The sequence below is a fragment of the Streptomyces oceani genome (assembly GCF_001751245.1).
Taxonomy (GTDB): domain Bacteria; phylum Actinomycetota; class Actinomycetes; order Streptomycetales; family Streptomycetaceae; genus Streptomyces; species Streptomyces oceani.
The window spans coordinates 1-21,292 of record NZ_LJGU01000141.1 but is presented as its reverse complement, the minus strand read 5'-3'; the positions used below and the strand labels follow the sequence as shown (position 1 = coordinate 21,292).

The window sequence follows — 21,292 nt, the reverse complement described above, 5'->3', positions numbered from 1 at the left end:
AGTTCTGTCATGGCTGATGTTTCGATCTCCGTATCCGAGGTGAAAGACAAAACCAAGCCGAATCCGTGGGACAAGCGGGACGACTTCGTGAAGGAGATCAAGCCCGAGGAGATGGCGGACCATGCCACGTCGTTCGTCAAGGCGAGTGGCGAGGCGGAATCGGCCATGCAGCTGGGGAAACTCGCAACCGATCACAGCGAGGATTCGGGGTCGCAGGACGGGACGCCACTGCTGGACGCGGAGGAACGCGACAACCTTACCGACAAGGCACTGGGCAACAGCGGCGACTCGATGGACGCCGTGGTGAAGAACGTCTACAAGGCCATCGGCCTGGCCACGGACGCCAGCGAGGAGACCACCGCCGAAATCGAGGGCGGAAAAGGCCAGGGAAAAGGGCTTGAGCAGAGGATCAAGGACCTCAGCGACTCCGCCGAGGCGGACTACGACGCGGCCAAATACGCCCTGAGCAATTTTCGCCCTTCCGGCAGCGGCCTGCCGGACAGAGGTTTTTCTATACTGGAACAGGCCGAGCAGCCGCCCCCCACGTACATCTACAAGGAAGTCGAATACACGGCGGTATCCGATGGTCGGGGCGGCTGGGCGCCGCCCGGCGGACTCGCAACCGCCATCAAACAACACTACCTGGGCGAGGCCGTCAAGGCGGCCAAGAATACTCACGGCGAAATAAAAGATATCATCCAGCAATACCGGAAAAATCTGTCAGAACTCGGCCTTGAGCTGGAAGAGGCGGGCTATGATACGTCCGACGGCCCGCTGAAGCTGTGGCACACCGATGAAATGGCCGCGTACAATGGAAAAATGCTGGAGCAGGAACTCAGCAAGAAGAACCCGGACGCGGACGCTCTCGATCAGTACACCGTGGGCCTTGGTTCGGCGATCGAAGACATGTATGACAAGAACGGCGATCCGGATTTCAAGGAAAACAAAAGCAATCTGGATGAGTACGTCAACAATATCCTGAAACCACTGAGCGCCGAATCACTGGCCACACTGGGGAATATGGACACCAGCCCGAGCAGCCCCAGGGACTCGATTCTCGGAGCCAAACAGGCGGTGGCAAACGGAATCAACGCAGCGATGAACCCGGAAGTCGGTGGAATTGACTACAGTTCGCGCGATGCCCACCGTGTGATTCCGGATTCAATATCAGGATTGATTAGTCATCATATAAAGAACAAGGAAGACCTTCAAGAGTTCAATGCGCTTGGCAGTCTTATGGGGAATTCCACAGTAGCCGCAGGAGATGCCTTCAGTAAACAAATGGCGCAAGTTGCGATCGATTCCCAGCAGTCAGTGGAAACCCTGAATCTAAATAATGCAAACGCTGCCAATGGGGAAGATGAACAACTTCCCAAGCCTTTGTCCAATACCGGCAGTAGTGGGTTCCTGAACGCTGTAGCGCATAATTCTGACGTTTCGGTGTCGTTGCTCAACGAGAAGAATACACGCGAGGATCTGCTAAATGCACACTGGGCGGACAGCAAGGGAATATCCGAAATTGTGAAAAGTGCTATTGACCCTGGTGAAGATGGGGAGTTGAGCAAAAATCAGATGCTCGCAGCGGACCACGTGGTGAAGCACTTTGCGAACAGTCCACAGCTGCTTGTAGAAGACTGGAGCGCGGCCCATGAGCAAATGTATAAAAACATACACCCGATGGACAGCAGTGATCTGCAAGAGTCAGTTGCCACTGCAGCATTGAATCGTTTGGATATTCTATCCAACACTACAAACCACCATTATTCTTCAGCGGAACGCGCGGGAACTTTCCAGCTAATGGGTGCACTAGACCACGAGGCAAACCGTCTATTCCAGGCGGGCGTCTACGAGTACCAGCGAAATACCGCCCACGACGTATTCACGGGTAACGCACCGTCAAGCGGTTCTTTTAGGAAAATCGGAGATCTACAAGGACTTACGGACTGGGGCGAGCGGGCCGCGATCCACCATTATGAAGGGCGCGAGGATAAGCAGGAGAAGCTTAGAACTGACATAATGAAGTCGAGCATCATCGCTGGCGCCACCATGGGTGGTCTAGCCCCGGCAGCAGGACCCATATTTACCACCGGTGGAGCCGTATCCCTTGTGGGCGGCTCGCTGGTAAATAGCATGCCAGATGCTCCGATCGTGGATAGTCGCGAACAAATGGAAGATGCTCTGGCTGATAACGCAAGTATGCGGCACGCGATCGCGAGTGCCGCTTTGCAGGTCGAAAATGATCCAGAAGAATCATTTGACGGAAAATACCAGAGCCCTGGGCGAGAATTTGAACTTCCTACCCTGGGCAGCAACTACAGCTCTGTAACGGGTGAAGGTGGCAGTCTTGTTGATGTCACGGATGACATGCATGATAAATTCAACTATTCCTCCGATTATGACAATTCGTATGGCAACTGGCTGGCCTTTAACGGTGTAGATGCCGATGTGCCTGTAACAGATGTGCAGGATAAAGCTGGAAACCCAGGGAAAAATGACGAAGATGAGGACGACGAGTGACCTCCCCCACCGTCCTCTTCCGCCGTCCCGCCCGGGCCGCGCGCCCCTCCGTGCCGGAGGGCGATCTGGCGCTGCAGGCGCCGCCGGAGCTGCCGCAGCCTGAGGACAACAACGTCTGGATGACCGCGCTGCCCGCGCTGAGCGGCCTCGGTTCGGTGATGTACATGCTGACCATGGGTCGTGGCCCCATCGGTTACGTGGTCGGGGCGATGTTCCTGGTGTCCTCCCTGGCCATGGTGGTCGGTTCGGTGGTGCGCCAGCGTGGCAACGCCAAGGCGCAGGCCCGCACCCAGCGGCGCGACTACCTGCGCTATCTGGAACGCACCCGCGCTGAGGTACGTGAAACCGCCAGCGCCCAACGCACCGCCCTGCTCTGGGACGCGCCCGTCCCCACCTCCCTGTGGAGTGTCGCGGGGAGCAACCGCTTGTGGGAACGCCGGGCGGCCGACCCGGACTTCGGCGTCGTACGTATCGGCTGCGGCCCCCGTTACCTGGCGACCCCGATCATCCCCGGCGAGTCCGCTCCCGTGGAGGAGCTGGATCCGCTGAGCGCGACCGCCTTCAAACGCTTCGTCAACGCCCATTCCGTGGTCCCCGCCCTCCCGGTGCAGTTGGCCCTGCGCAGGTTCGCCGCGCTGGCCTTCGAGGGGGAGCGGGAGGAGATACGCCCCCTGCTGCGGGCGCTGCTGGCGCAGTCGGTGGTGTTCCACTCACCCCGTGATCTGCGGGTTCTGGTCTGTACGGCAGACCCGGACGGCCCCGCCTGGGGTTGGCTGAAGTGGCTGCCGCACGCCCAGCATCCGGAGGAGGTGGATCACGCGGGGCCGGTCCGTATGGTGCACAGTCGGCTCGCGGAACTGGAGGAGATACTCGGCGCCGAACTCAGCCGCCGTACGCGCTTCAGCCGGGACGCCGAACCTGATCCGGATGTGCCCCATCTGCTGATCGTCCTGGACGACGGTCTGGTGACGGGCTCGGAGACCGTGCTCGACCCGCACGGACTGCAGGAGGTCACCGTCCTTGACGCGGACGGACGTACGGAGGCGCTCACCGAAGCGCACGGCATCCGTCTCGCGGCCGAGGACGGCCTGCTGAAGGTGGTGGCGGCCGATGTCACCGATGAACTGGGCACCGCCGACTCACTGTCCGTCGCCGAGTCGGAGGCCCTGGCGCAGCAGCTCGCCGGGGTCCGGATGGACCAGACGACCCGGCAGAGCGAGGACCTGTCCACCGCCGACACCTCTCTTCCCGGCCTGCTCGGGGTGCAGGACGCGGGACGGCTGGACGTGGACGCCTTGTGGCGGCCCCGCCCCATGCGGGACCGGCTCAAGGTGCCCATCGGACTGTCGGCCGAAGGCGGCGTGCTGGAGGTGGACATCAAGGAGTCCGCCCAGAACGGTATGGGCCCGCACGGGCTACTGGTCGGCGCCACCGGATCCGGCAAGTCGGAGCTACTGCGCACTCTGGTGCTGTCGATGGCCGCCACCCATTCCTCCGAGCAACTCAATCTCGTGCTGGTGGACTTCAAGGGAGGTGCCACCTTCGCCGGCATGGCCGAACTGCCCCATGTCGCCGCGGTCATCACCAACCTGGAGGACGACCTGACTCTGGTCGACCGCATGCAGGAGGCACTGACCGGCGAGATGAACCGGCGACAGGAGGTGCTGCGGGACGCGGGCAATCTGGTGTCCGTACGTGACTACGAGCGTGCCCGGCAACGCGGCGCCGACCTGCCGCCGTTGCCCAGCCTCTTCATCGTCGTCGACGAGTTCTCCGAACTGCTCGCCCAGAAACCAGACTTCGCGGACCTGTTCGTGCAGATCGGGCGCCTCGGCCGCTCCCTGGGTCTGCACCTGCTCCTCGCCTCACAACGGCTGGACGAGGGCCGCCTCCGCGGGCTGGAGGCGCACCTGTCCTACCGGATCGGGTTGCGCACCTTCTCCGAGCAGGAAAGCCGCACCGCCATCGGGGTTCCGGACGCGCATCACCTGCCGAGCGCCCCCGGCCACGGCTACCTGCGCACCGACACCACCACGCTCCGGCGGTTCCGTGCCGCCTACGTCTCCGGCGCCCACCGCACGGGCGAGGAGTCCGGTCGTACCGCGCTGAGCGGCCCCGCGGACGTACGCCCGTTCACCGCCGGATACGTCCCCGTGCCCGCTCAGCTTCGTGCCCCGGAACCGGAACCCGTACTCGACGAGGACGAGTTCGGCGCCGACGAGGACATGAGCAACACCGTGCTGAGTGTCATGGTGGGGCAGCTGATCCGGTACGGACCGCAGGCTCACCAGGTCTGGCAGCCGCCGTTGGACGAGCCCGACACGCTCGACGGGCTCTACGGCGATCTGACCGTGCGCGAGGGCCGTGGCCTGAGCGTGCATCCCGGACGGCCTCCGCTGGAAGCGGTCATCGGCACCGTCGACCGGCCTTTCCACCAGCGTCGCGATGCCATGACCCTGGACCTGTCCGGCGCCGGCGGACATGCCGCCGTCGTCGGCGGGCCGCACAGCGGCAAGTCCACGGTGCTGCGCAGCCTCATCGCCTCGCTCGCCCTGCGGCACACCCCCCGTGAGGTGCAGTTCTTCTGCCTGGATTTCAGCGGCACGCTGTTCGCGCTCTCCGAGCTGCCGCATGTCGGCGGTGTGGCGGGCCGACTGGATACCGAGGTGGTGAACCGTACGGTCGCCGAGGTACTGGAAGTGCTGGAGCAGCGGGAGCTGCGCTTCCGCGAACTGGGTGTGGACTCCATGGCCGGTTACCGTTCCCTGCGGTCCCGGGACCGCGTGGGAGTGGACCCCTTCGGGGATGTCTTCCTCGTCGTGGACGGATGGCAGGTGCTGCGGCAGAGCTATCCGGAGATCGAGGACACTCTGATGGCGGTCGCCGGCCGGATGCTCACGTACGGCATCCACCTCGTCGTCTCGGGTAACCGCTGGCTGGACATGCGGATGGGGCTGCGGGACCTGATCGGCACCAAGGTGGAGCTGAAACTGGGTGACGCGCTGGACTCAGAGGTCGACCGCAAGGTGCAGCGGGTCATCCCCGCCGACCGGCCGGGCCGCGGAGTCACGCCGGAGAAGCTCCACTTCCTCGGTGCGGTACCCCGGCTGGACGGACAGCGTCGGGACAGTGACATGGCGGACGGGATCGCCGGCCTGGTGGACGGGATCGCTCAGGCGTGGACCGGGGATCCCGCGCCCCGCGTACGGCTGCTGCCCACCGACTATCCCCTGGAGCGGGTGCCGGAGCGGACCGGCCCGGCAGGCGTGGTCGTCGGCGTGGAGGGCAGCCGGCTGGAGCCGCTGGTGTTCCGGCCCGGCGAGGAACACGGCCTCGTCGCCCTGGGGGAAAGCGAGTGCGGCAAGACCTCGCTGTTGCGTGCCGTGGCCCGGCAGGTGGTGAGTACCTGGGAGCCGCGACAGGCCAAGCTGATCGTCCTCGACTACCGGATGACCATGCTGCGGGAGTTCGGCGGGGAGAGCCTGCTGGGCTACGCCACCAACCACGAGACGTCCGCGGACGTCGTGTCCGGCCTCGTCGCCGGGCTCAAGGAACGTCTTCCCGGGCCGGACGTGACGCCGGAACAGTTGCGTGACCGGTCGTGGTGGCAGGGGCCGGACATCTACCTGCTGGTGGACGACTACGACATGGTCGCCACCTCCGCCGGTAACCCGCTCAAGCCGCTCGTCGAGTTCCTGCCCCAGGCCCGTGCCGTCGGGCTGCACGTCTACCTCACCCGACAGGCCGGCGGTGCCTCCCGCGCCAGCGGCGATCCCCTCCTCAACCGGATGCGGGAGCTCAACTTCCCCGGCGTACTGATGAGCATGCCGAAGGAGGAACCAGCCGTCTGGGGTCACCGCTCCGCCCGGCGCGGACGCGGCCGTGCCCTGATGCTGCACCGGAAGCTCGGGACGACACCCGTGCACACCGTGCGGTGCGACGCCCCACGGCTGGCCGACGACTCGTGACACCAACGATCGCCCCGCACCCGGCCAGTCACAGTGACCCGCACGCGCCCCGACGTATGACATCCAACCGACTCCGTGAGTTTGGACTGACCAGATGAGCGGCACCACCCAGACCGGATTCCCCACAGCCGAGGGCACGGACGGCGCCCTCGGAACCCCGCCCGGGAATCCGCCCAGCGGCTCGCAGCGGGAGAGGAGCTCCGGCAGTGACTTCTGCCGGGTCGTCGTCGCGGGCCCGCACAGCCGCGCCGACCTCGCCCTCCCGCTGAGCGTGCCATTGATCCGACTCATGCCCGCCCTCGTCCAGCACGCGGGCGTGGAGACCGGACCCGACGGCGGAGCGCTGCACGACGGCTGGGTGCTGCGTACGGGCGGCGGCGCCCGGTTGGAGGCTTCCCGCAGTCTCGGGGCGCAGGAGATCCGCGAGGGGGACATCCTCTTCCTGGGCCACGGCAGCGACGACCCCGTACCGCCGCTGTACGACGACGTGGTGGAGGCGCTGAGTGTCGAAGGCGTACGCAGTCCCTGGTCGTCCACGGCGGTGCGCCGCACCGCCGCCGCTTTCGCCGCGGTCGCCGTCACGGGGGCCGCGGGGGCGCTCGCTGTCGCCCCCGGCACCCTGCCCGGCTATCTGGGCCTGGTGGCCTGCCTGTTGGGGCTGGGGCTGGCCGCGTTGCTGTCTCGGGCCTTCTCGGACGTGGCGGGCGGGACGTGCGCCGCGATACTGGCTTCGCCGCTCGCCGCCGTGGGAGCGGCCCGGCTGCTTGGTGCCGGGCCCGGCGACGACGCGGGTTTCGGCGCGGCTCATCTCCTTCTGGCCGGTGCCGTACTGGCCGTCGTCGGTGCTTCCGGGCCGGTGGTCGTCGGGGGCGGCGACGGTAGTTTCGCGGTGCTGGTGGTCAGCGGAGCCCTGAGCGCGTGCGGCGCGTTCATCGCCACCATCGGGGACATCGGAGCGGCCCAGGCGGCTTCGGTCATGGCTCCGTTCGCTCTCGCCGTCACGACGTTGTGGCCCGCTCTCGCGCTGCGGGTTGCGCACCTACCGGGGCCGCAACTCGCCTCCACGGCTGAGGAACTGGACCAGCTGCCGGAGCCCGTCGAGCACGAGACGCTGCGGGTACGGGTCGACCGGGCGCGCTGGCTTCTGACGGGGATGCTCGCCGGGTCCCTGGTCGTGATGCTGGGCGGCGCACTGGTGCTGCTGGCCTCCGGAGAACCGTGGGCCTCGGTACTGGCCGGTGTCCTGGGGCTCCTTGCCCTGTTGCGTGCCCGCCTCTTCCGTGACGCGGTGCAGGTCGGTACGGCGCTGGCCGCGGGCCTCGCCGTGCTTCTCGGTGGGGCGGTACTGGTCGTCGTCCGCTTCACGGGCGAGACGATGCCCTTGTTGGGTGCCGCACTGCCGATCTGTTCGGTGGTCGCGCTGACGGCCTGCGCGGTGGGACTCCTCAGCGGCCGGCGGACACAGAATCCACGGCTGGCGCGGGTGCTGGACACCGTCGAGACCATGCTGCTGCTGGCGCTGATCCCGCTCGTGCTCGCCGTATGGGACGTCTACACGGCCCTGCTGGAGCTGAAGGCATGAGGAGGGGCTCGGCGTGCCGGTGGTGCGTGGTGGCGTTGGCCACCGCGCTGCTGCCGCTCTCACTCAACGGACACGCGATGGCCGCGGAGCGCGAGGACACCAGTTGCCGTGAGCCTCCGCGGAAGGGCGCGGAACTTCCCGACAGCCTCTCGTCCACTCCGCTGGCGAAACGGCTGGGTCTCGCCCAGAGCTGGGACCTGACGGAGGGGAGAGGCGTCACCGTCGCCGTCGTGGACTCGGGTGTGGACGACCGTCACCCCGAACTCTCCGGAGCGGTCGACACCGGCAGGGAAGTGGTGCCGGTCCGCGACAAGGACGAGTACGAAGTACAGAAGACGAAAGCGCCCTCACTGGACTGCGTGGGCCACGGCACCGCAGTCGCGGGGCTGATCGCCGCCCGCCGCGGCGGCGAGGCCCGTATCACCGGCGTGGCGCCCGAGGCGCGCGTCTATCCGGTGCGGGTGGTCGGCGGTGTGGAGAGCGCGTCAGCGAACACGCTCGCCGCCGCCATCGACCGTGCGGTCCGGAGCGGAGCGCAGGTGCTCAACCTCTCTTTCGCGTTGCCCGTCGACCGTGAGCCCGTCCGCGAGGCGGTGCGGCAGGCGGTGGAAGAGGACGTCGTCGTGGTCGCGGCCGCGGGAAACAAAGGCACGAAGAGCAAGCGCTTCTATCCCGCCTCCTATGACGGTGTGATCGCGGTGGCGGCCGTCGGTACGGACGGCCGGCCGATGGACAAGTCGAACCAGGGCGGTTGGGTGGATCTGGCCGCGTACGGGGACGGCGAGATCGCGCTGTCCGCCGGCGGCTCGGGCTACCAGCAAGTAGACGGAACCAGCTTCGCCGCGCCCCAGGTCTCGGGCACGGCGGCACTGCTCCGCTCCCGCTTCCCCGACCTGTCCGCCGAGGAGGTGGCTGAGCGGCTGGCGGCCTCCGCCGCCCCCCTCGGCGGCGGCAGGGACACCCGTACCGGCGCGGGACTCGTCGACCCGTTCGGAGCGCTGACGCAACTCGTGGACGATGGGGAGGACGCTGAGCCTGCCGCCAAGGCGGGCAGCGTCCCCGTCCAGGCCATTCCTCAGGAGCAGCCACTGCTGTCCCCGAGGGCCACCACGGCCGTGGCCTGGGGCGGGGGCATCCTGCTCGCCGTACTTCTCACCCTGTTGGCGGCACCGGCCTTCCGCCGTGCGGTGGGCCGCCGCTGGCGGCCGGGTGCGGCATCCGGCAAGCGGCCCCCACCCGGCGGCGGAACCGCACCCACACTGCCGCAGTCGCCACCCGCTGTGCTGGAAAGGCTGACCGGGCCGCCGCGGCCAGCGGCAGCGGATCGCACCAGGCGCCGCGCCACCAACGCCCGACGGAACGGAACTCCCTGATGGCGACCACACGAGAGCAGGCGGAGTCCCACGGCTACGACAGCCGGCGGCAGGCCACAAGTCTCATCCGGGGTACGGACGAGGCGCTGCACGATCCGCGGCGGCGGCTGAACCGGGCACTGGGCGGCGGAGTCGCCATCGGCGTCCTCGTGATGGCCGGATTCGGTATCGCGGGTTGGCTCGGTGGCGGCAGCGGTCCCGAACTGCCGGGCGAAGGTGCCGTGGTGGTCAGCGGCAGCGGCGATCGCTACGTCGTCTCCGACGGTGTGCTCCACCCGGCGCTGAACCTGTCCTCAGCCCTCCTGGTGGGAGGCGGGAAACGGACCGAGGTCCGTTCCGACGTGCTGGATGGCGTACGGCGGGGACTGCCGGTCGGTATACCCGCGGCTCCCGACTCACTGCCCGGCAAGGATGACCTCAGCTCCGAGGACTGGACCGTGTGCGCGATTCCCGAGGGAGAGGAGGGCGGCAGGGCCCGTACCCACCTCTACGTCGCGCTCGACCAGGCCGGGCCCGCACCCGGCACAGGAACGCGTGAGAAGGAGCCGTCATCAGTCACCGTCCTCGCACGCTCGCCCGATGATGAACTGTGGCTTCTCGCGGACAAGCGGCGCTACCGGATCTCCGAGCAGGTGCGGGACGCTCTGGGGCTGCGACGGTCCCAGGAGGTGCCGCTGAGCGGGGATGTGCTGGCCACCGTGCCGGAGGGCCCGGCCATTCGAGTTCCGGAGACAGCTGAGAAGAGTCAGCCCGTCAGCGGCCTCCCCGTCGAGGCCGGGACAGGCGACCTGGCGCACAGCGATCTGGACGGGGTGAACCCGCAGTACTACCAGATCCGTCAGGACGGCCTCGTCCCGGTCTCGGAGTTGGTGTACACGCTGTTGCAGGCCGCCGGCGCGACCGAACATGAACTGACGCCCGCACAGGCGGCGGGCGCCCCCCGCTCGCAGCGGAGCGCGCCGGGCGACCCCGCCTGGCCGCAACAGCTTCCCGAAGCCGTCGAACCCGGTCGTGAGCAGCCGGTGTGTGTCACCACACCGCCCGGAAGCACGCCCGGTGACACCCCCTGGGAGGCCACGGTGCATCTGCCTGAGCGGATGCCGGACCCCACGGACGTCACCCCGGTCGCGTCAGTGGAGGGAACAACCCCCGGCCCGCTCGACAAGTTGTACGTGCCGTCCGGCCAGGGTGCGGTGGTGCGGGCCGCGGCGTCGGCTGGTTCGGGCGGCACCTACACCCTGGTGACCGACAGCGGCATGGCGTATCCGTTCTCCTCTGGAAAAGCTGTGGAGCGACTGCGGTACGAGCCTGACGACGCGCTCTCCGTACCAAAAGGGTTCGTGGCGCTGCTGCCGAGCGGGCCGGTCCTCGACCCGCAGTCCGCCGCGAAGGAGTACCGAGGCGGTACGGACGAGCTGGAAGCCGAGGGCACGGATACGGGCGGGGACTCGGAGGAAGGCGACAAGTCGGGTGAGGGCGACCAGGGGGAGGAGCAGTGACCACGGCAGACCCGAGTTCCAGAGCTTCGGCGGCCCGGAAGCATCCGTTCAGCAGAGGTCGCGTCATCGCGCTGGAGACGGCTGTCGGCTGCGTGGCCGCCGGTGTGGCGTACGCCGGCGCCGGCGGCTACCTGTTGGCAGCAGCGGGTGCCGCCATCGGCGCGCTCACTCTCCTGCGGTGGGGTGGGCGCACCGCGAGCGGCCACCTGGTGCGGTGGCTGCGCGGCCAAGCGTTCGCCGCCGTCCCGACGGGTGCCGCTGACGCCGCGGTGGACGACTTCGGTTTGGCCGGAGCGCTGCTGCCGGAGCTGGAGGTCACCGAGGTGACGAACCGTAACGGCCCCGCTGTCGGGGTGTTGGGCGACGGCCGGGGATTCGCCGCGGTGCTGGAACTTCCCTCCGGCTTCTACCCGGATCTCCCCGCCGAGGTGCTCGGTCGCTGGCTGGCCGAGGATCCCGCCCGCCCTGCCACCGCACAGCTGTTGGTGGAACAGCATGGCCTGCCGTCATGGGATTTCCACCAGCGGTTCGAGCCCACCTTGGCCTACCGTCAGCTGTCGACGTACGCCCCACCGCTGGCCGTCCGTACCTGGCTGGTGGTGCGCTACGAGCCCTGGGAAGCTCCCGAGGCGGCGGCCTCCCGCGGGGGCGGGGCGGCAGGGGCGCGGGCCGCGGTGGTCGCCGCCACCGCGCGCCTACAGGCTCGGCTGCGGTCGCTCGGGGTCACCAGTCAGCCGCTGGGGGGCGACCGGGTACGCACGCTGCTGAAGCAGCTCGGCAGCCCGAACGGGACGGGACGGGCACTGGCGGACAGCTGGGCGGAGGATACAGCGACACACTGTCTGCTGACCGCGGACATCGGCAGCACGGAAGACTGGCGAGGGCTGATGGGTCGGGCCGCCTCCTGCGGGGTGGACCGTCTGGTCATGGGGGCAACCTTCAGCAGGGAAGACGGGGAGCTGGAGATGCGGTGTGCCGTACGGCTGGTGAGCTCTCTCGGTCAGCGCGCCGCCGTGGCACGCGACCACATCAGCGGTGAGGGTTCCGCTCGTCCAATGACCGGTTCTCAGGAAGCGGGTCTGCTGGCCACACTGCCGGTGAGCTACCCGTCCCGGTCACTCGTGGCAGCCACCGGGTTCGCCACCGGAGTGGGAGAAGTATGAGTCAGACCGATGGACAATCCGGCCGGCGCCTCGTAACCGATGCCGCTGCCCCTACCGGGCGGCCGGACGCCGGTGCGACTCCTCCGGACCACCCGCGCCCAACTCGACAACGGCCTCCGAGCCTCGCCGCGCTGCCTGCCACCCGATGGCGCGAGGGCGATACGGACGGGGCCGGGTTCGCGCTACGTGACGCGCAGACTGGGGTCCGTCTGGGCGAGGACCGTGAGGGGCTGCCGGTCGTGCTGCCGGTCGGCGGTTCCAGCGGCATGCGGATCGGTGTCCTGGGAGAGTCGCTTTTCGGCCGGGTGCTGGCCTGCCGGATGATCGCGGTGGGGATACAGGTGACTGCCGCGACCCGGGGGCCAGTGCTGTGGAGGGCGTTGAGTGAAGCGGCCGGTAGCCGCCTGGTGCTGGGCACCGAGGAGGGTTCTTGGCCTCCCCACCCGCCGCGACCGCCCGGGGTGGGCCAAGGGCCGCAGGGCCTTGTCTCGGACGTACGGCGACCACCACCGGTCTCCGCGGGTGGCGGTTCCTGGTGCACCGTGGTGCATGTACGCCGGGAAGCACCGCGGCACGGGAGTTTCTGGCGCACGCTGGACGCCCTGCTGACGCTGGGTACTGACTTCGCGGAGACGGTGGGCCCGGTCGCTGGCGAGCAGGCCGTCCGCGTCACGTCCTCGCTGAGGCCGGGCGAGATCGCGCTGTTCCGTGCGGGTGGTGCCCGGGTCCTGCGCCCTGACGTTTCCCCGGCGGAGGCCGCTCTGCTCACCGTCCCTTCGCACTGAGCAGGATCTGTTTCGGAGTTCGAGCTGCTTGGCAGGTTCGCGTTGCGGCGAGGAGGCAGCTGCGCCCCGTGCCGGGTGTGCGCACCACGCACTACGTGACGCGGCCGATGCGCCGATCGGGCGCATGTGCCGGATGTGGTGGGTAGGCTCCGACGCATGGAGCATGAGGTGTACGTTCCGCATCCCGTCGGGTCCGTACGCGCGGCGCTGACCGAGCGACCACGTGTGACGCGATGCGTCCCGGGACTGCGGCAGGCCGCCGACGCGCCGGCCGACTCCGGGGCCGTCGAGGGACGGCTGCGGGTGCGGGTGGGCGGTTCCACGATCACGTACCGCGGCAGTCTGGAGATCAACGCGCTCGGCGACGGCTTCCGGGTGCGCGGCAGCGGCGCCGAGGCGCGTGGCCAGGGGTCGGTGCGGCTCGATCTGGAGGTGGTGCCACGACTCGCCGCGGACGGCACCGGCACCCGGCTGACCTGCTCCGGCACGGTCACCGGAGAGGGGCGCATCGCGGACATCGAGCCGAAGGTGGCCCTGGCCGCCGGCCGTCGGATGCTGGATCGTTTTGCCAGCGCACTGGCGGAGAGCCTGCGTACGGAATCGGCATCCGGGTCGGCGGCCGACTCGGCGCCCTCGGACAGCCGCAGCCCGGCGGACGGCACCGCGGACGCGGAGATCAACGCCCGACGGGTGGCGAGCGGCGACGAACCGGAGGACGACGACCTTCCCGGCATCGCGGGCTCGGACGCCACGGCCGGCTCAACACCGCACGAACCGGCGTCGGATGACTTGGACAACCCGGGTAACCCGGATGACAGGGCCGACCCGGACGACGCGGCCGGCGCGCCGGAAGCGACCGGCACCCCTCACGAGGAGCCGGACCCGGACCGTACGCACGGCCCCGCGCCCGAGGACCAGCCCGCCGCCGAGTCGGCCGACCCGGAGCCCTCAGCCACTGAGGCACCGGACAGCCCCGCCGGCGACGGGATCTTCGACACCGATGTGCCGCCGCCCTCCCTCGATCCGTACGCCGACAGCGAGGCACTCGACGAGGAGGACATCGCGCGCTCGACGGCCGAGGCCGCGCACGCTCGGCGCACCATGATCGGCCGCAGCGCCGAGGAGGTGGACCACGCCCCGCCGCGCGGTCGGTACGCTCCGGAGCCGCTGCCGGAGACCGTCGCCGGCAGCGCCACGCTGCGTTGGGCGGCGCCGGCCGCGGCACTCGCGGTGGCCGGCGCGATCGTCCTCGGCCGGGCGCTGCGCCGGCGCCGCTGACCGGCCGTATCGGTCGGCGCCCGACGACCGGCGGACACCTCCGGCAACCCGCCAGCCACCTTCTGCCAGCGTCCACGCGCCCTCGCCCGACCGGGCGTTCGTCCGCTGTACCGACTCGTCTAAGGTCGCCGTATGAATCGTCACTCCCCCACCGAGAGCGTCACGCTGCGCGCCGCCGACGCCGAGCTGACCATCGCCCCCCAGGACGGGTGCCGACTCACCTCGCTGCTGACCAGGGGTACGGAACTGCTGCGGCAGGGCGAGCAGTACGGCTCCTTCGTCATGGCGCCGTGGTGCGGGCGTACGGACCACGGGCGGTTCCGCAACGGCGGTGAGGTCTTCCAGCTACCCGTCACCAACCGGGAACACGCCCTGCACGGCACGGCCCGCAACGGCGGCTGGCGGACCAACCAGGTCGACGACCGCAGTGCGGCGTTCACCTTCGACCTCACGGACCCGTGGCCCTGGGACGGCCGGGTGACCCAGCTCGTCGAGCTGGCGGAGGACGGCGGCGGGCTGACGCTGACGCTCGGGGTGGAGACGCGTGGCGACTCGTTTCCGGCACAGGCGGGTTGGCACCCGTGGTTCCGGCGGAATCTGGACAACGGCGGGCAGGACGTCCGTATCGATTTCGCACCGGAGTGGCAGGAGGAGCGCGGAGCGGACCAGTTGCCCACGGGCAACCGCATCGACCCGCGGCCCGGCCCGTGGGACGACTGCTTCGGCATGCCGGACGGCGTCGATGTCACGCTGGACTGGCCCGACGAGCTGCGGCTGCACATCGCGAGCCGCGCCGAGTGGGCGGTGATCTACGACCAGCAGCCGGAGGCCGTGTGCGTCGAGCCGCAGTCCGGGCCGCCCAACGGTCTCAACACGCTGCCCCGTTTCGTCACCCCGATCGAGCCGCTGGAGGTCTCGACCACCTGGACCTGGCAGCACGCCGGTTGACGGTCAACGGACCTGCGGCGGATGCGCGCGGGCGATGCTCGTGGCGGCGGTCCACTGACCGGCCAGGCGAGGCCGCACCGGCGCGGCACCGGTCGCTGGCATAGGCTCGGCGACATGAGCGGCACAGCGGGCACAGGCGACATGAGCAGTACGAACTACCCGGACGACACGAACGGCGCGGGCGACACGAGCACCACCGGCGGCGACCAGGGCGGCGTCGATCCGAGCCCGGCACGGGCGGAACTCCTGCGGCAGATCAAGGACAAGGCCGTGGTCCACGGCCGGGTGACGCTGTCCTCGGGCGCCGAGGCGGACTTCTACATCGACCTGCGCCGCGTCACCCTGGACGGGGCGTCGGCGCCACTGGTCGGCCAGGTCATGCTGGACGCCACGGCGGACCTGGACTACGCGGCGGTGGGCGGCCTGACTCTCGGCGCGGACCCGGTGGCCAGCGCCATGCTGCACGCCGCCGCGGCGCGCGGGCAACGGCTGGACGCGTTCGTCGTGCGGAAGGCCGGCAAGGCACACGGCCTGCAACAACGCATCGAGGGACCGGACATCGCGGGACGTCGGGTGCTCATCGTGGAGGACACCACCACCACCGGCAACTCGCCCCTGACCGCTGTCGAGGCGGCCCGGGAGGCGGGTGCGGAGGTGGTCGCGGTGGCCACGATCGTGGAGCGGTCAGCCACCGAGGCCATCCGTGCGGCCGGCCTGCCGTACGTCTATCCGTACGACCTGGCCGACATCGGACTCGACTGAGCGTACGGGGCACGCGGCCGGCGGGGCGGCGCTCCGTACCGTCTCGCCACGCGGAGCAACTACCCGGCGCGGCGACGGCGTTGGGCGAGCGGTCCGCGTGGCGTGGTGACACCCTCAACGGACACGCTGCGTGTATGCGGTTTCACGTGAAACTACGCCCGTCTGGAGCATTCGCGCCCGTCTGGGAAGATGGTGAGGACGATGACGTCGCACCCGAGGGACTGTCCGGATTCCGTCTGGACCTCACGCGGTCCACGCCACTGGGCGGGACGTGCTGGACGACCTCGAGCCAGGCCCAGCTGACCGTCACTTCACAAGGAGCGAACAGATGCCCATCGCAACCCCCGAGGTCTACAACGAGATGCTCGACCGGGCGAAAGCAGGCAAGTTCGCCTATCCGGCCATCAACGTCACCTCGACGCAGACGCTGCACGCCGCCCTGCGCGGATTCGCCGATGCGGAGAGCGACGGCATCATCCAGATCTCCACCGGTGGCGCGGAGTTCCTGGGCGGCCAGTACAGCAAGGACATGGTGAGCGGCGCGGTCGCGCTGGCCGAGTTCGCCCACATCGTCGCCCGGAAGTACCCGGTCAACATCGCCCTGCACACCGACCACTGCCCGAAGGACAAGCTGGACGGCTACGTACGTCCGCTGCTCGAGGTCTCCCGGGAGCGGGTCAGCGCCGGACGGGACCCGCTGTTCCAGTCCCACATGTGGGATGGCTCGGCCGAGACACTCAAGGACAACCTGGAGATCGGCGAGCGGCTGCTGGCCGACGCCGCCGCCGCGAAGATCGTGCTCGAGGTGGAGATCACCCCGACCGGCGGCGAGGAGGACGGTGTCACCCACGAGATCAACGACGAGCTGTACACCACCGTCGACGACGCGCTGCGTACGGCCGAGGCGCTGGGCCTGGGCGAGCGTGGCCGCTACCTGCTGGCCGCGTCCTTCGGCAACGTGCACGGTGTCTACAAGCCGGGCAACGTCGTCCTGCGTCCGGAGCTGCTGAAGGACCTGCAGGAGGGCGTGGCGGCGAAGTACGGCAAGCAGGCGCCGTTCGACTTCGTCTTCCACGGCGGCTCCGGCTCCACCGAGCAGGAGATCGCCACCGCGCTGGAGAACGGCGTGGTGAAGATGAACCTGGACACGGACACGCAGTACGCCTTCACCCGGCCCGTCGCGGACCACATGTTCCGGAACTACGACGGCGTGCTCAAGGTCGACGACGAGGTCGGGAACAAGAAGGTCTACGACCCGCGCAGCTGGGGCAAGGCTGCCGAGAAGGGCATGGCCGAGCGGGTGCAGCAGGCATGCGCGAACCTGCGCTCCACCGGCACCCGGCTGCCCTGACCGCCAACCCGTGGCCCTGTACCAGCCCCAGTGGCCGTACGGGGCCACGGTCGGTTTCGCGTGCCGCGGCCGGTTCGCCTGCCGCACCCGCCGCCCTCCGCGCCCGTCCGGCACGGCCGTCGCCCGGGCTGCCCGTCCTCCCGCCGCGCGAACGAGGCAAACTGGAAGACATGGCAATTCACGAGAACCTGCTCGAGGGTCCGCCCCCGACTCACCTCCCCGACGACCCGGAGCCGCGCGAGCTGCTCGCCTCCGGCACCGCTCCCTCCGAGGTGGCCGCGCGCTACCCGACCTCCTCGCTCGCCTGGGCGCAGCTGGCTGATGACGCCTTCGAGGGCGGACGCGTCGTGGAGTCGTACGCCTACGCGCGCACCGGATACCACCGTGGCCTGGACGCGCTGCGCCGTAGCGGCTGGAAGGGGCACGGCCCGGTGCCGTTCGAGCACGAGCCGAATCGAGGCTTCCTGCGGGCGCTGCACGCACTCGCGCGCGCGGCCGACTCGATTGGCGAGCGGGAGGAGCACGAGCGTTGCAGCACCTTCCTGAAGGAGAGTTCGCCCACCGCCGCCGCAACGCTGTCCTGAGCCACCCGCTCCTGAGCCGGGCTGGGCGCCCCGGGGGTCCTCAGCGACCTGGACGCCCCGGGCACCCTGAACGGCCTGAGCGCGCCGGCCCCGCTTGAACCGGGCTGCGTCGACCGGCCTGACCGAGACCCGCTGATGCGGCCGGCACCTGGTCCCCTTGCCTCGCCGGGCCCTGACCAAGACCATCACAGGACAGGGCCCGGCGATCCCGGGCGGAGCAATGAGGGAGTCACCATGGCACAGCCCGAAGGCACGGATTCGGAAACCCCGAACCTCGACTTCGCCGGCACCACTCCGTACGAGGACTACGTACAGGCGGATGTCCTCACACATCTGCAGCACCCGCTCTCCGACGATCCGGGAGAGATGGTCTTCCTCGTCACCACCCAGGTGATGGAGCTGTGGTTCACCGTGATCGTGCACGAGTGGGAGACCGCCGCCGAGTCGCTGCGCAGGGACGACCTGCCGGCGGCACTGGCCGCGTTGAAGCGGTCGACGTACGAACTGGAGTCGTTGAACGCCTCCTGGCAGCCGCTCGCGCACCTCACCCCGGCGCAGTTCAACTCCTACCGCTCCGCTCTCGGCGAGGGTTCCGGTTTCCAGTCGGCCATGTACCGGCGGCTGGAGTTCCTGCTCGGGGAGAAGTCGGCGTCCATGCTCGTGCCGCACCGGGGCGCGCCACGTGTGCACGCCGAGTTGGAGAAAGCCCTGCACCAGCCGAGCCTGTACGACGAGGTGCTGCGCTTCCTGGCCCGACGCGGCGAGGACATCCCGGCCGAGGCCCTGGAGCGGGACCTGACGCGGCGGTACGAGCCCTCGGCCGCGGTGGAGGCCGTATGGGTGCGGGCGTACGGCACGGAGTCGGCGGCGTACGGAACCGCGGGCGCCACCGGCGCCGGAGACGCCGAAGTCGTGCGGCTCGGAGAGGCGCTGACCGAGGTCGCGGAACTGGTGTGGCGCTGGCGGAACGACCACCTCGCCGCCACCCGACGCGCGATGGGCAGCAAGACCGGCACCGGCGGTTCGGCCGGGGTCGCCTGGCTGGAGAAGCGGGCGACGAAGCAGGTCTTCCCCGAGCTGTGGACGGCGCGCAGCCATGTCTGAGCGTACGGAGTCCCGTGGCCCCGGTCACCACGGGCGACCCGAACCCACCGAGCCCGCCGAACCCACCGAGCCCGCCCAGTTCGGCGCCGCCCCGCGGGCCGAGGAGCCGCTCTCGGAGGCCGCCCGGCTGGACGCGGACGACGTACTCGCCGCGAAGCGCGCGGAGTTCGTGCTGGACGGCGCGCCCCCGCTCGCCCCTCCCGAAGCGCACGCGGTAGCCCCGCCTCGTACGCCCCGCCCTGTCTACCTCGACGGCAACTCGCTCGGGGCGCTGCCCCGTACGGTCCCGGGCCGGCTGCACGAGGTCGTGACCCGCGAGTGGGGGCGGCTGCGCATCCGGTCCTGGAGCGAGTCGGGCTGGTGGACCGCGCCGGAGCGGGTGGGCGATCGGATCGCCCCGCTCGTCGGCGCCGGTCCGGGCCGTGTCGTGGTCGGCGACTCGACCAGCGTGAACGTCTTCAAGGCGGTCGTCGCCGCCGTCCGGATCGCCCAGCAGGACGCTCCGGGCCGGGACGAGCTGCTGGTCGACGCGGCTACCTTCCCCACTGACGGCTACATCGCGGCCTCCGCCGCCCGACTCACCGGCTGCACGCTACGCCCCGTCCCCGCCCCCGAGTTGCGCGAGGCGATCGGTCCGCGCACCGCCGTCGTGCTGGTGAACCACGTCGACTACCGCACCGGCCGGCTGCACGACCTGCCGGGTACGACCGCCACGGCACATCAACGGGGCGCCCGGGTCGTCTGGGACCTGTGCCACAGCGCCGGCGCGCTGCCCGTGGAACTGGACGCGCACGAGGTCGACTTCGCCGTCGGCTGCACCTACAAGTACCTCAACGGCGGCCCCGGCGCGCCCGCTTTCCTGTACGTGCGCGAGGAGCTGCGGTCCCGCTTCGACTCCCCGCTGCCCGGTTGGAACTCACATGCCGAGCCGTTCGCGATGGCGGCGGACTACGTCCCGGCGGACGGCGCGGCGCGCGGTCGGGTGGGCACCCCGGACATCCTCTCGCTGCTCGCGCTCGAGGAGGCGCTGACGGTCTGGGACGGTGTCGAGCTGGCCGAGGTGCGCGCCAAGAGCCTGGCGCTGAGCGACTTCTTCCTGCGCTGCGTGGCCGCGTACGTCCCCGCGGGGCGGGTGGAAAGCCTGACGCCCGGCGCGCACGGGGAGCGCGGCAGTCAGGTCACGCTGCGGTGCGCCGGCGCGGGCGAGGTGATGGAGGCGCTGATCGCGCGGGAGGTGGTCGGTGACTTCCGGCAGCCGGACGCGCTGCGTTTCGGCCTCACCCCGCTCTACACCTCGTTCGCGGACGTGGCGCACGCGGCTCGCGTGCTGGGGGAGGTGGTGGCGTGAGTAGCGAGACGGAGGCGGCGGCGCTGTTCGGGCGGACCGCCGCGGCGTACGTCCCGCCGGCCCGCACCATGGCGTACGGCGAACACCCGGCGCAGGTGATCGACGTGTACGAGCCGGTGCGCCGGCCTGGTCAGTCCGGGGCGGCGGGCCAGTCGGGGGCCACGGGCCAGTCCGGGGCGGCGGGCCAGTCGGGCGTGCGGGTCAGCGTGCTGCACGGCGGTTTCTGGCGCGAGGCGTACGACCGCCGGCACCTCGCGCCGTTCGCCGCGGCGCTGGCCGCGCGCGGATACCAGGTGGAGCTGGTGGAGTACCGACGGGTCGGCGGTGGCGGCGGCTGGCCGCGTACCGCACAGGACGTCGACGCGGCGCTCGACCGGCTGGGCGCACCACCACAGGTGCTGCTCGGTCATTCGGCGGGCGGCCAACTCGCCCTGTGGGCGGCGGCGACGCGGGAACGGGCGGCCAGCGCCCGCGTCCTCGCGGTGGCACCGGTAGCGGACCTGGCGCGGGCGCACGAACTGCGGCTGAGCGGCGGGGCGGTGCAGGAGTTCCTGGGGAGCGCGGACGGCGCGGGCGAGGGTGAGGACTTCACGGAGCGGCTGCGGGCGGCCGATCCGATGAAACTGATGCCCCGGGTTCCGGTGGAGATCCTGCACGGCACGGGGGACGAGGACGTTCCGGTGGAACTTTCCCGCCGGTACGCCAGCGACTGGGGCGCCCGGCTGCATCTGCAGCCCTGCGGGCACTTCGCGCCGCTGACGCCCAACACCCCGGCGTTCGAGGCGCTCGCGGCGACCCTGCCGAAGGTCGAGCCCTGAGCCGTACGGGACCGTAGACACGAGCGCACAGGGGCACGCGCGAGACGGCGGGCGCGCGACGGCGGGCGCGCGACGGCGGACAGGCGGGCGGTCAGGCAGCGAGCGGACGGGCGGGTGGCCCCTACGGACTTCCCGCCCGCCGCATCCGTGATCCCGCACCCGCCCATCCACGGACGCGGAACCGCTGCCCCGGAGCGGACCGCCAGCCCAGC

The 21,292-nt window shown here is 69.8% G+C and carries 15 protein-coding genes; all 15 read left to right on the top strand.

Annotation, left to right across the window (positions count from 1 at the left end; translation table 11 throughout):
* Positions 1 to 9: 9 nt before the first annotated feature.
* The 15 genes from AN216_RS28750 to AN216_RS20310 all read left to right on the top strand — a co-directional run bounded on the left by AN216_RS28750 (position 10) and on the right by AN216_RS20310 (position 21,080).
* Positions 10 to 2,517, top strand: a complete 2,508-nt coding sequence (locus tag AN216_RS28750; protein WP_139140966.1) for a hypothetical protein — start codon at positions 10 to 12, stop codon at positions 2,515 to 2,517.
* The gene (gene eccCa, locus AN216_RS20375) at positions 2,514 to 6,485 is read left to right on the top strand and encodes a type VII secretion protein EccCa (RefSeq protein ID WP_070198165.1); all 3,972 of its coding nucleotides are present in this window, start codon (positions 2,514 to 2,516) and stop codon (positions 6,483 to 6,485) included. Before AN216_RS28750 ends, eccCa begins: the two co-directional genes overlap by 4 nt.
* Before the next feature lie 94 nt (positions 6,486 to 6,579).
* Positions 6,580 to 8,067 carry a type VII secretion integral membrane protein EccD gene (gene eccD, locus AN216_RS20370; RefSeq protein WP_070198164.1) on the top strand — a complete coding sequence of 496 codons (1,488 nt, stop codon included), beginning with the start codon at positions 6,580 to 6,582 and terminating at the stop codon, positions 8,065 to 8,067.
* On the top strand, positions 8,064 to 9,440 hold the full coding sequence (locus tag AN216_RS20365) for a S8 family peptidase (RefSeq protein ID WP_244502556.1): 1,377 nt from the start codon (positions 8,064 to 8,066) through the stop codon (positions 9,438 to 9,440). Before eccD ends, AN216_RS20365 begins: the two co-directional genes overlap by 4 nt.
* Complete coding sequence (gene eccB / locus AN216_RS20360) at positions 9,440 to 10,939, top strand: type VII secretion protein EccB (protein WP_070198162.1); 1,500 nt, start codon at positions 9,440 to 9,442, stop codon at positions 10,937 to 10,939. The genes AN216_RS20365 and eccB overlap by 1 nt, the downstream gene beginning before the upstream one ends.
* Positions 10,936 to 12,102: a type VII secretion protein EccE gene (locus tag AN216_RS20355; RefSeq protein ID WP_070198161.1), complete on the top strand. Its 1,167-nt coding sequence runs from the start codon at positions 10,936 to 10,938 to the stop codon at positions 12,100 to 12,102. Before eccB ends, AN216_RS20355 begins: the two co-directional genes overlap by 4 nt.
* A 239-nt stretch (positions 12,103 to 12,341) precedes the next feature.
* Positions 12,342 to 12,887: a hypothetical protein gene (locus tag AN216_RS20350; RefSeq protein WP_244502555.1), complete on the top strand. Its 546-nt coding sequence runs from the start codon at positions 12,342 to 12,344 to the stop codon at positions 12,885 to 12,887.
* A gap of 156 nt (positions 12,888 to 13,043) precedes the next feature.
* Positions 13,044 to 14,165, top strand: coding sequence for an SRPBCC family protein (locus tag AN216_RS20345; protein WP_079166783.1), 1,122 nt, complete (start codon positions 13,044 to 13,046; stop codon positions 14,163 to 14,165).
* A gap of 132 nt (positions 14,166 to 14,297) precedes the next feature.
* Positions 14,298 to 15,113, top strand: a complete 816-nt coding sequence (locus AN216_RS20340; RefSeq protein ID WP_070198160.1) for an aldose epimerase family protein — start codon at positions 14,298 to 14,300, stop codon at positions 15,111 to 15,113.
* A gap of 114 nt (positions 15,114 to 15,227) precedes the next feature.
* Positions 15,228 to 15,875, top strand: coding sequence for an orotate phosphoribosyltransferase (locus tag AN216_RS20335; RefSeq protein WP_244502554.1), 648 nt, complete (start codon positions 15,228 to 15,230; stop codon positions 15,873 to 15,875).
* 328 nt (positions 15,876 to 16,203) lie between these two features.
* Positions 16,204 to 17,226, top strand: a complete 1,023-nt coding sequence (fbaA, locus tag AN216_RS20330; RefSeq protein WP_070198159.1) for a class II fructose-bisphosphate aldolase — start codon at positions 16,204 to 16,206, stop codon at positions 17,224 to 17,226.
* Between the two features lie 170 nt (positions 17,227 to 17,396).
* Positions 17,397 to 17,810, top strand: a complete 414-nt coding sequence (locus AN216_RS20325) for a DUF3151 domain-containing protein (RefSeq protein WP_070198158.1) — start codon at positions 17,397 to 17,399, stop codon at positions 17,808 to 17,810.
* 234 nt (positions 17,811 to 18,044) lie between these two features.
* Positions 18,045 to 18,914, top strand: coding sequence for a tryptophan 2,3-dioxygenase family protein (locus AN216_RS20320; protein ID WP_070198157.1), 870 nt, complete (start codon positions 18,045 to 18,047; stop codon positions 18,912 to 18,914).
* Positions 18,907 to 20,262: a kynureninase gene (kynU, locus tag AN216_RS20315; protein WP_079166781.1), complete on the top strand. Its 1,356-nt coding sequence runs from the start codon at positions 18,907 to 18,909 to the stop codon at positions 20,260 to 20,262. The genes AN216_RS20320 and kynU overlap by 8 nt, the downstream gene beginning before the upstream one ends.
* On the top strand, positions 20,259 to 21,080 hold the full coding sequence (locus tag AN216_RS20310) for an alpha/beta fold hydrolase (protein WP_070198156.1): 822 nt from the start codon (positions 20,259 to 20,261) through the stop codon (positions 21,078 to 21,080). The genes kynU and AN216_RS20310 overlap by 4 nt, the downstream gene beginning before the upstream one ends.
* Positions 21,081 to 21,292 lie beyond the last annotated feature (212 nt).

Excerpts from the sequence above, each read along its gene's own strand:
- AN216_RS20365 (WP_244502556.1), top strand. The coding sequence starts at position 8,064 with ATGAGGAGGGGCTCGGCGTGCCGGTGGTGCGTGGTGGCGTTGGCCACC.
- AN216_RS20320 (WP_070198157.1), top strand. The coding sequence starts at position 18,045 with ATGGCACAGCCCGAAGGCACGGATTCGGAAACCCCGAACCTCGACTTC.
- kynU (WP_079166781.1), top strand. The coding sequence starts at position 18,907 with ATGTCTGAGCGTACGGAGTCCCGTGGCCCCGGTCACCACGGGCGACCC.
- AN216_RS20335 (WP_244502554.1), top strand. The coding sequence starts at position 15,228 with ATGAGCGGCACAGCGGGCACAGGCGACATGAGCAGTACGAACTACCCG.
- AN216_RS20340 (WP_070198160.1), top strand. The coding sequence starts at position 14,298 with ATGAATCGTCACTCCCCCACCGAGAGCGTCACGCTGCGCGCCGCCGAC.
- eccB (WP_070198162.1), top strand. The coding sequence starts at position 9,440 with ATGGCGACCACACGAGAGCAGGCGGAGTCCCACGGCTACGACAGCCGG.
- AN216_RS28750 (WP_139140966.1), top strand. The coding sequence starts at position 10 with ATGGCTGATGTTTCGATCTCCGTATCCGAGGTGAAAGACAAAACCAAG.
- AN216_RS20345 (WP_079166783.1), top strand. The coding sequence starts at position 13,044 with ATGGAGCATGAGGTGTACGTTCCGCATCCCGTCGGGTCCGTACGCGCG.
- eccD (WP_070198164.1), top strand. The coding sequence starts at position 6,580 with ATGAGCGGCACCACCCAGACCGGATTCCCCACAGCCGAGGGCACGGAC.
- AN216_RS20325 (WP_070198158.1), top strand. The coding sequence starts at position 17,397 with ATGGCAATTCACGAGAACCTGCTCGAGGGTCCGCCCCCGACTCACCTC.
- fbaA (WP_070198159.1), top strand. The coding sequence starts at position 16,204 with ATGCCCATCGCAACCCCCGAGGTCTACAACGAGATGCTCGACCGGGCG.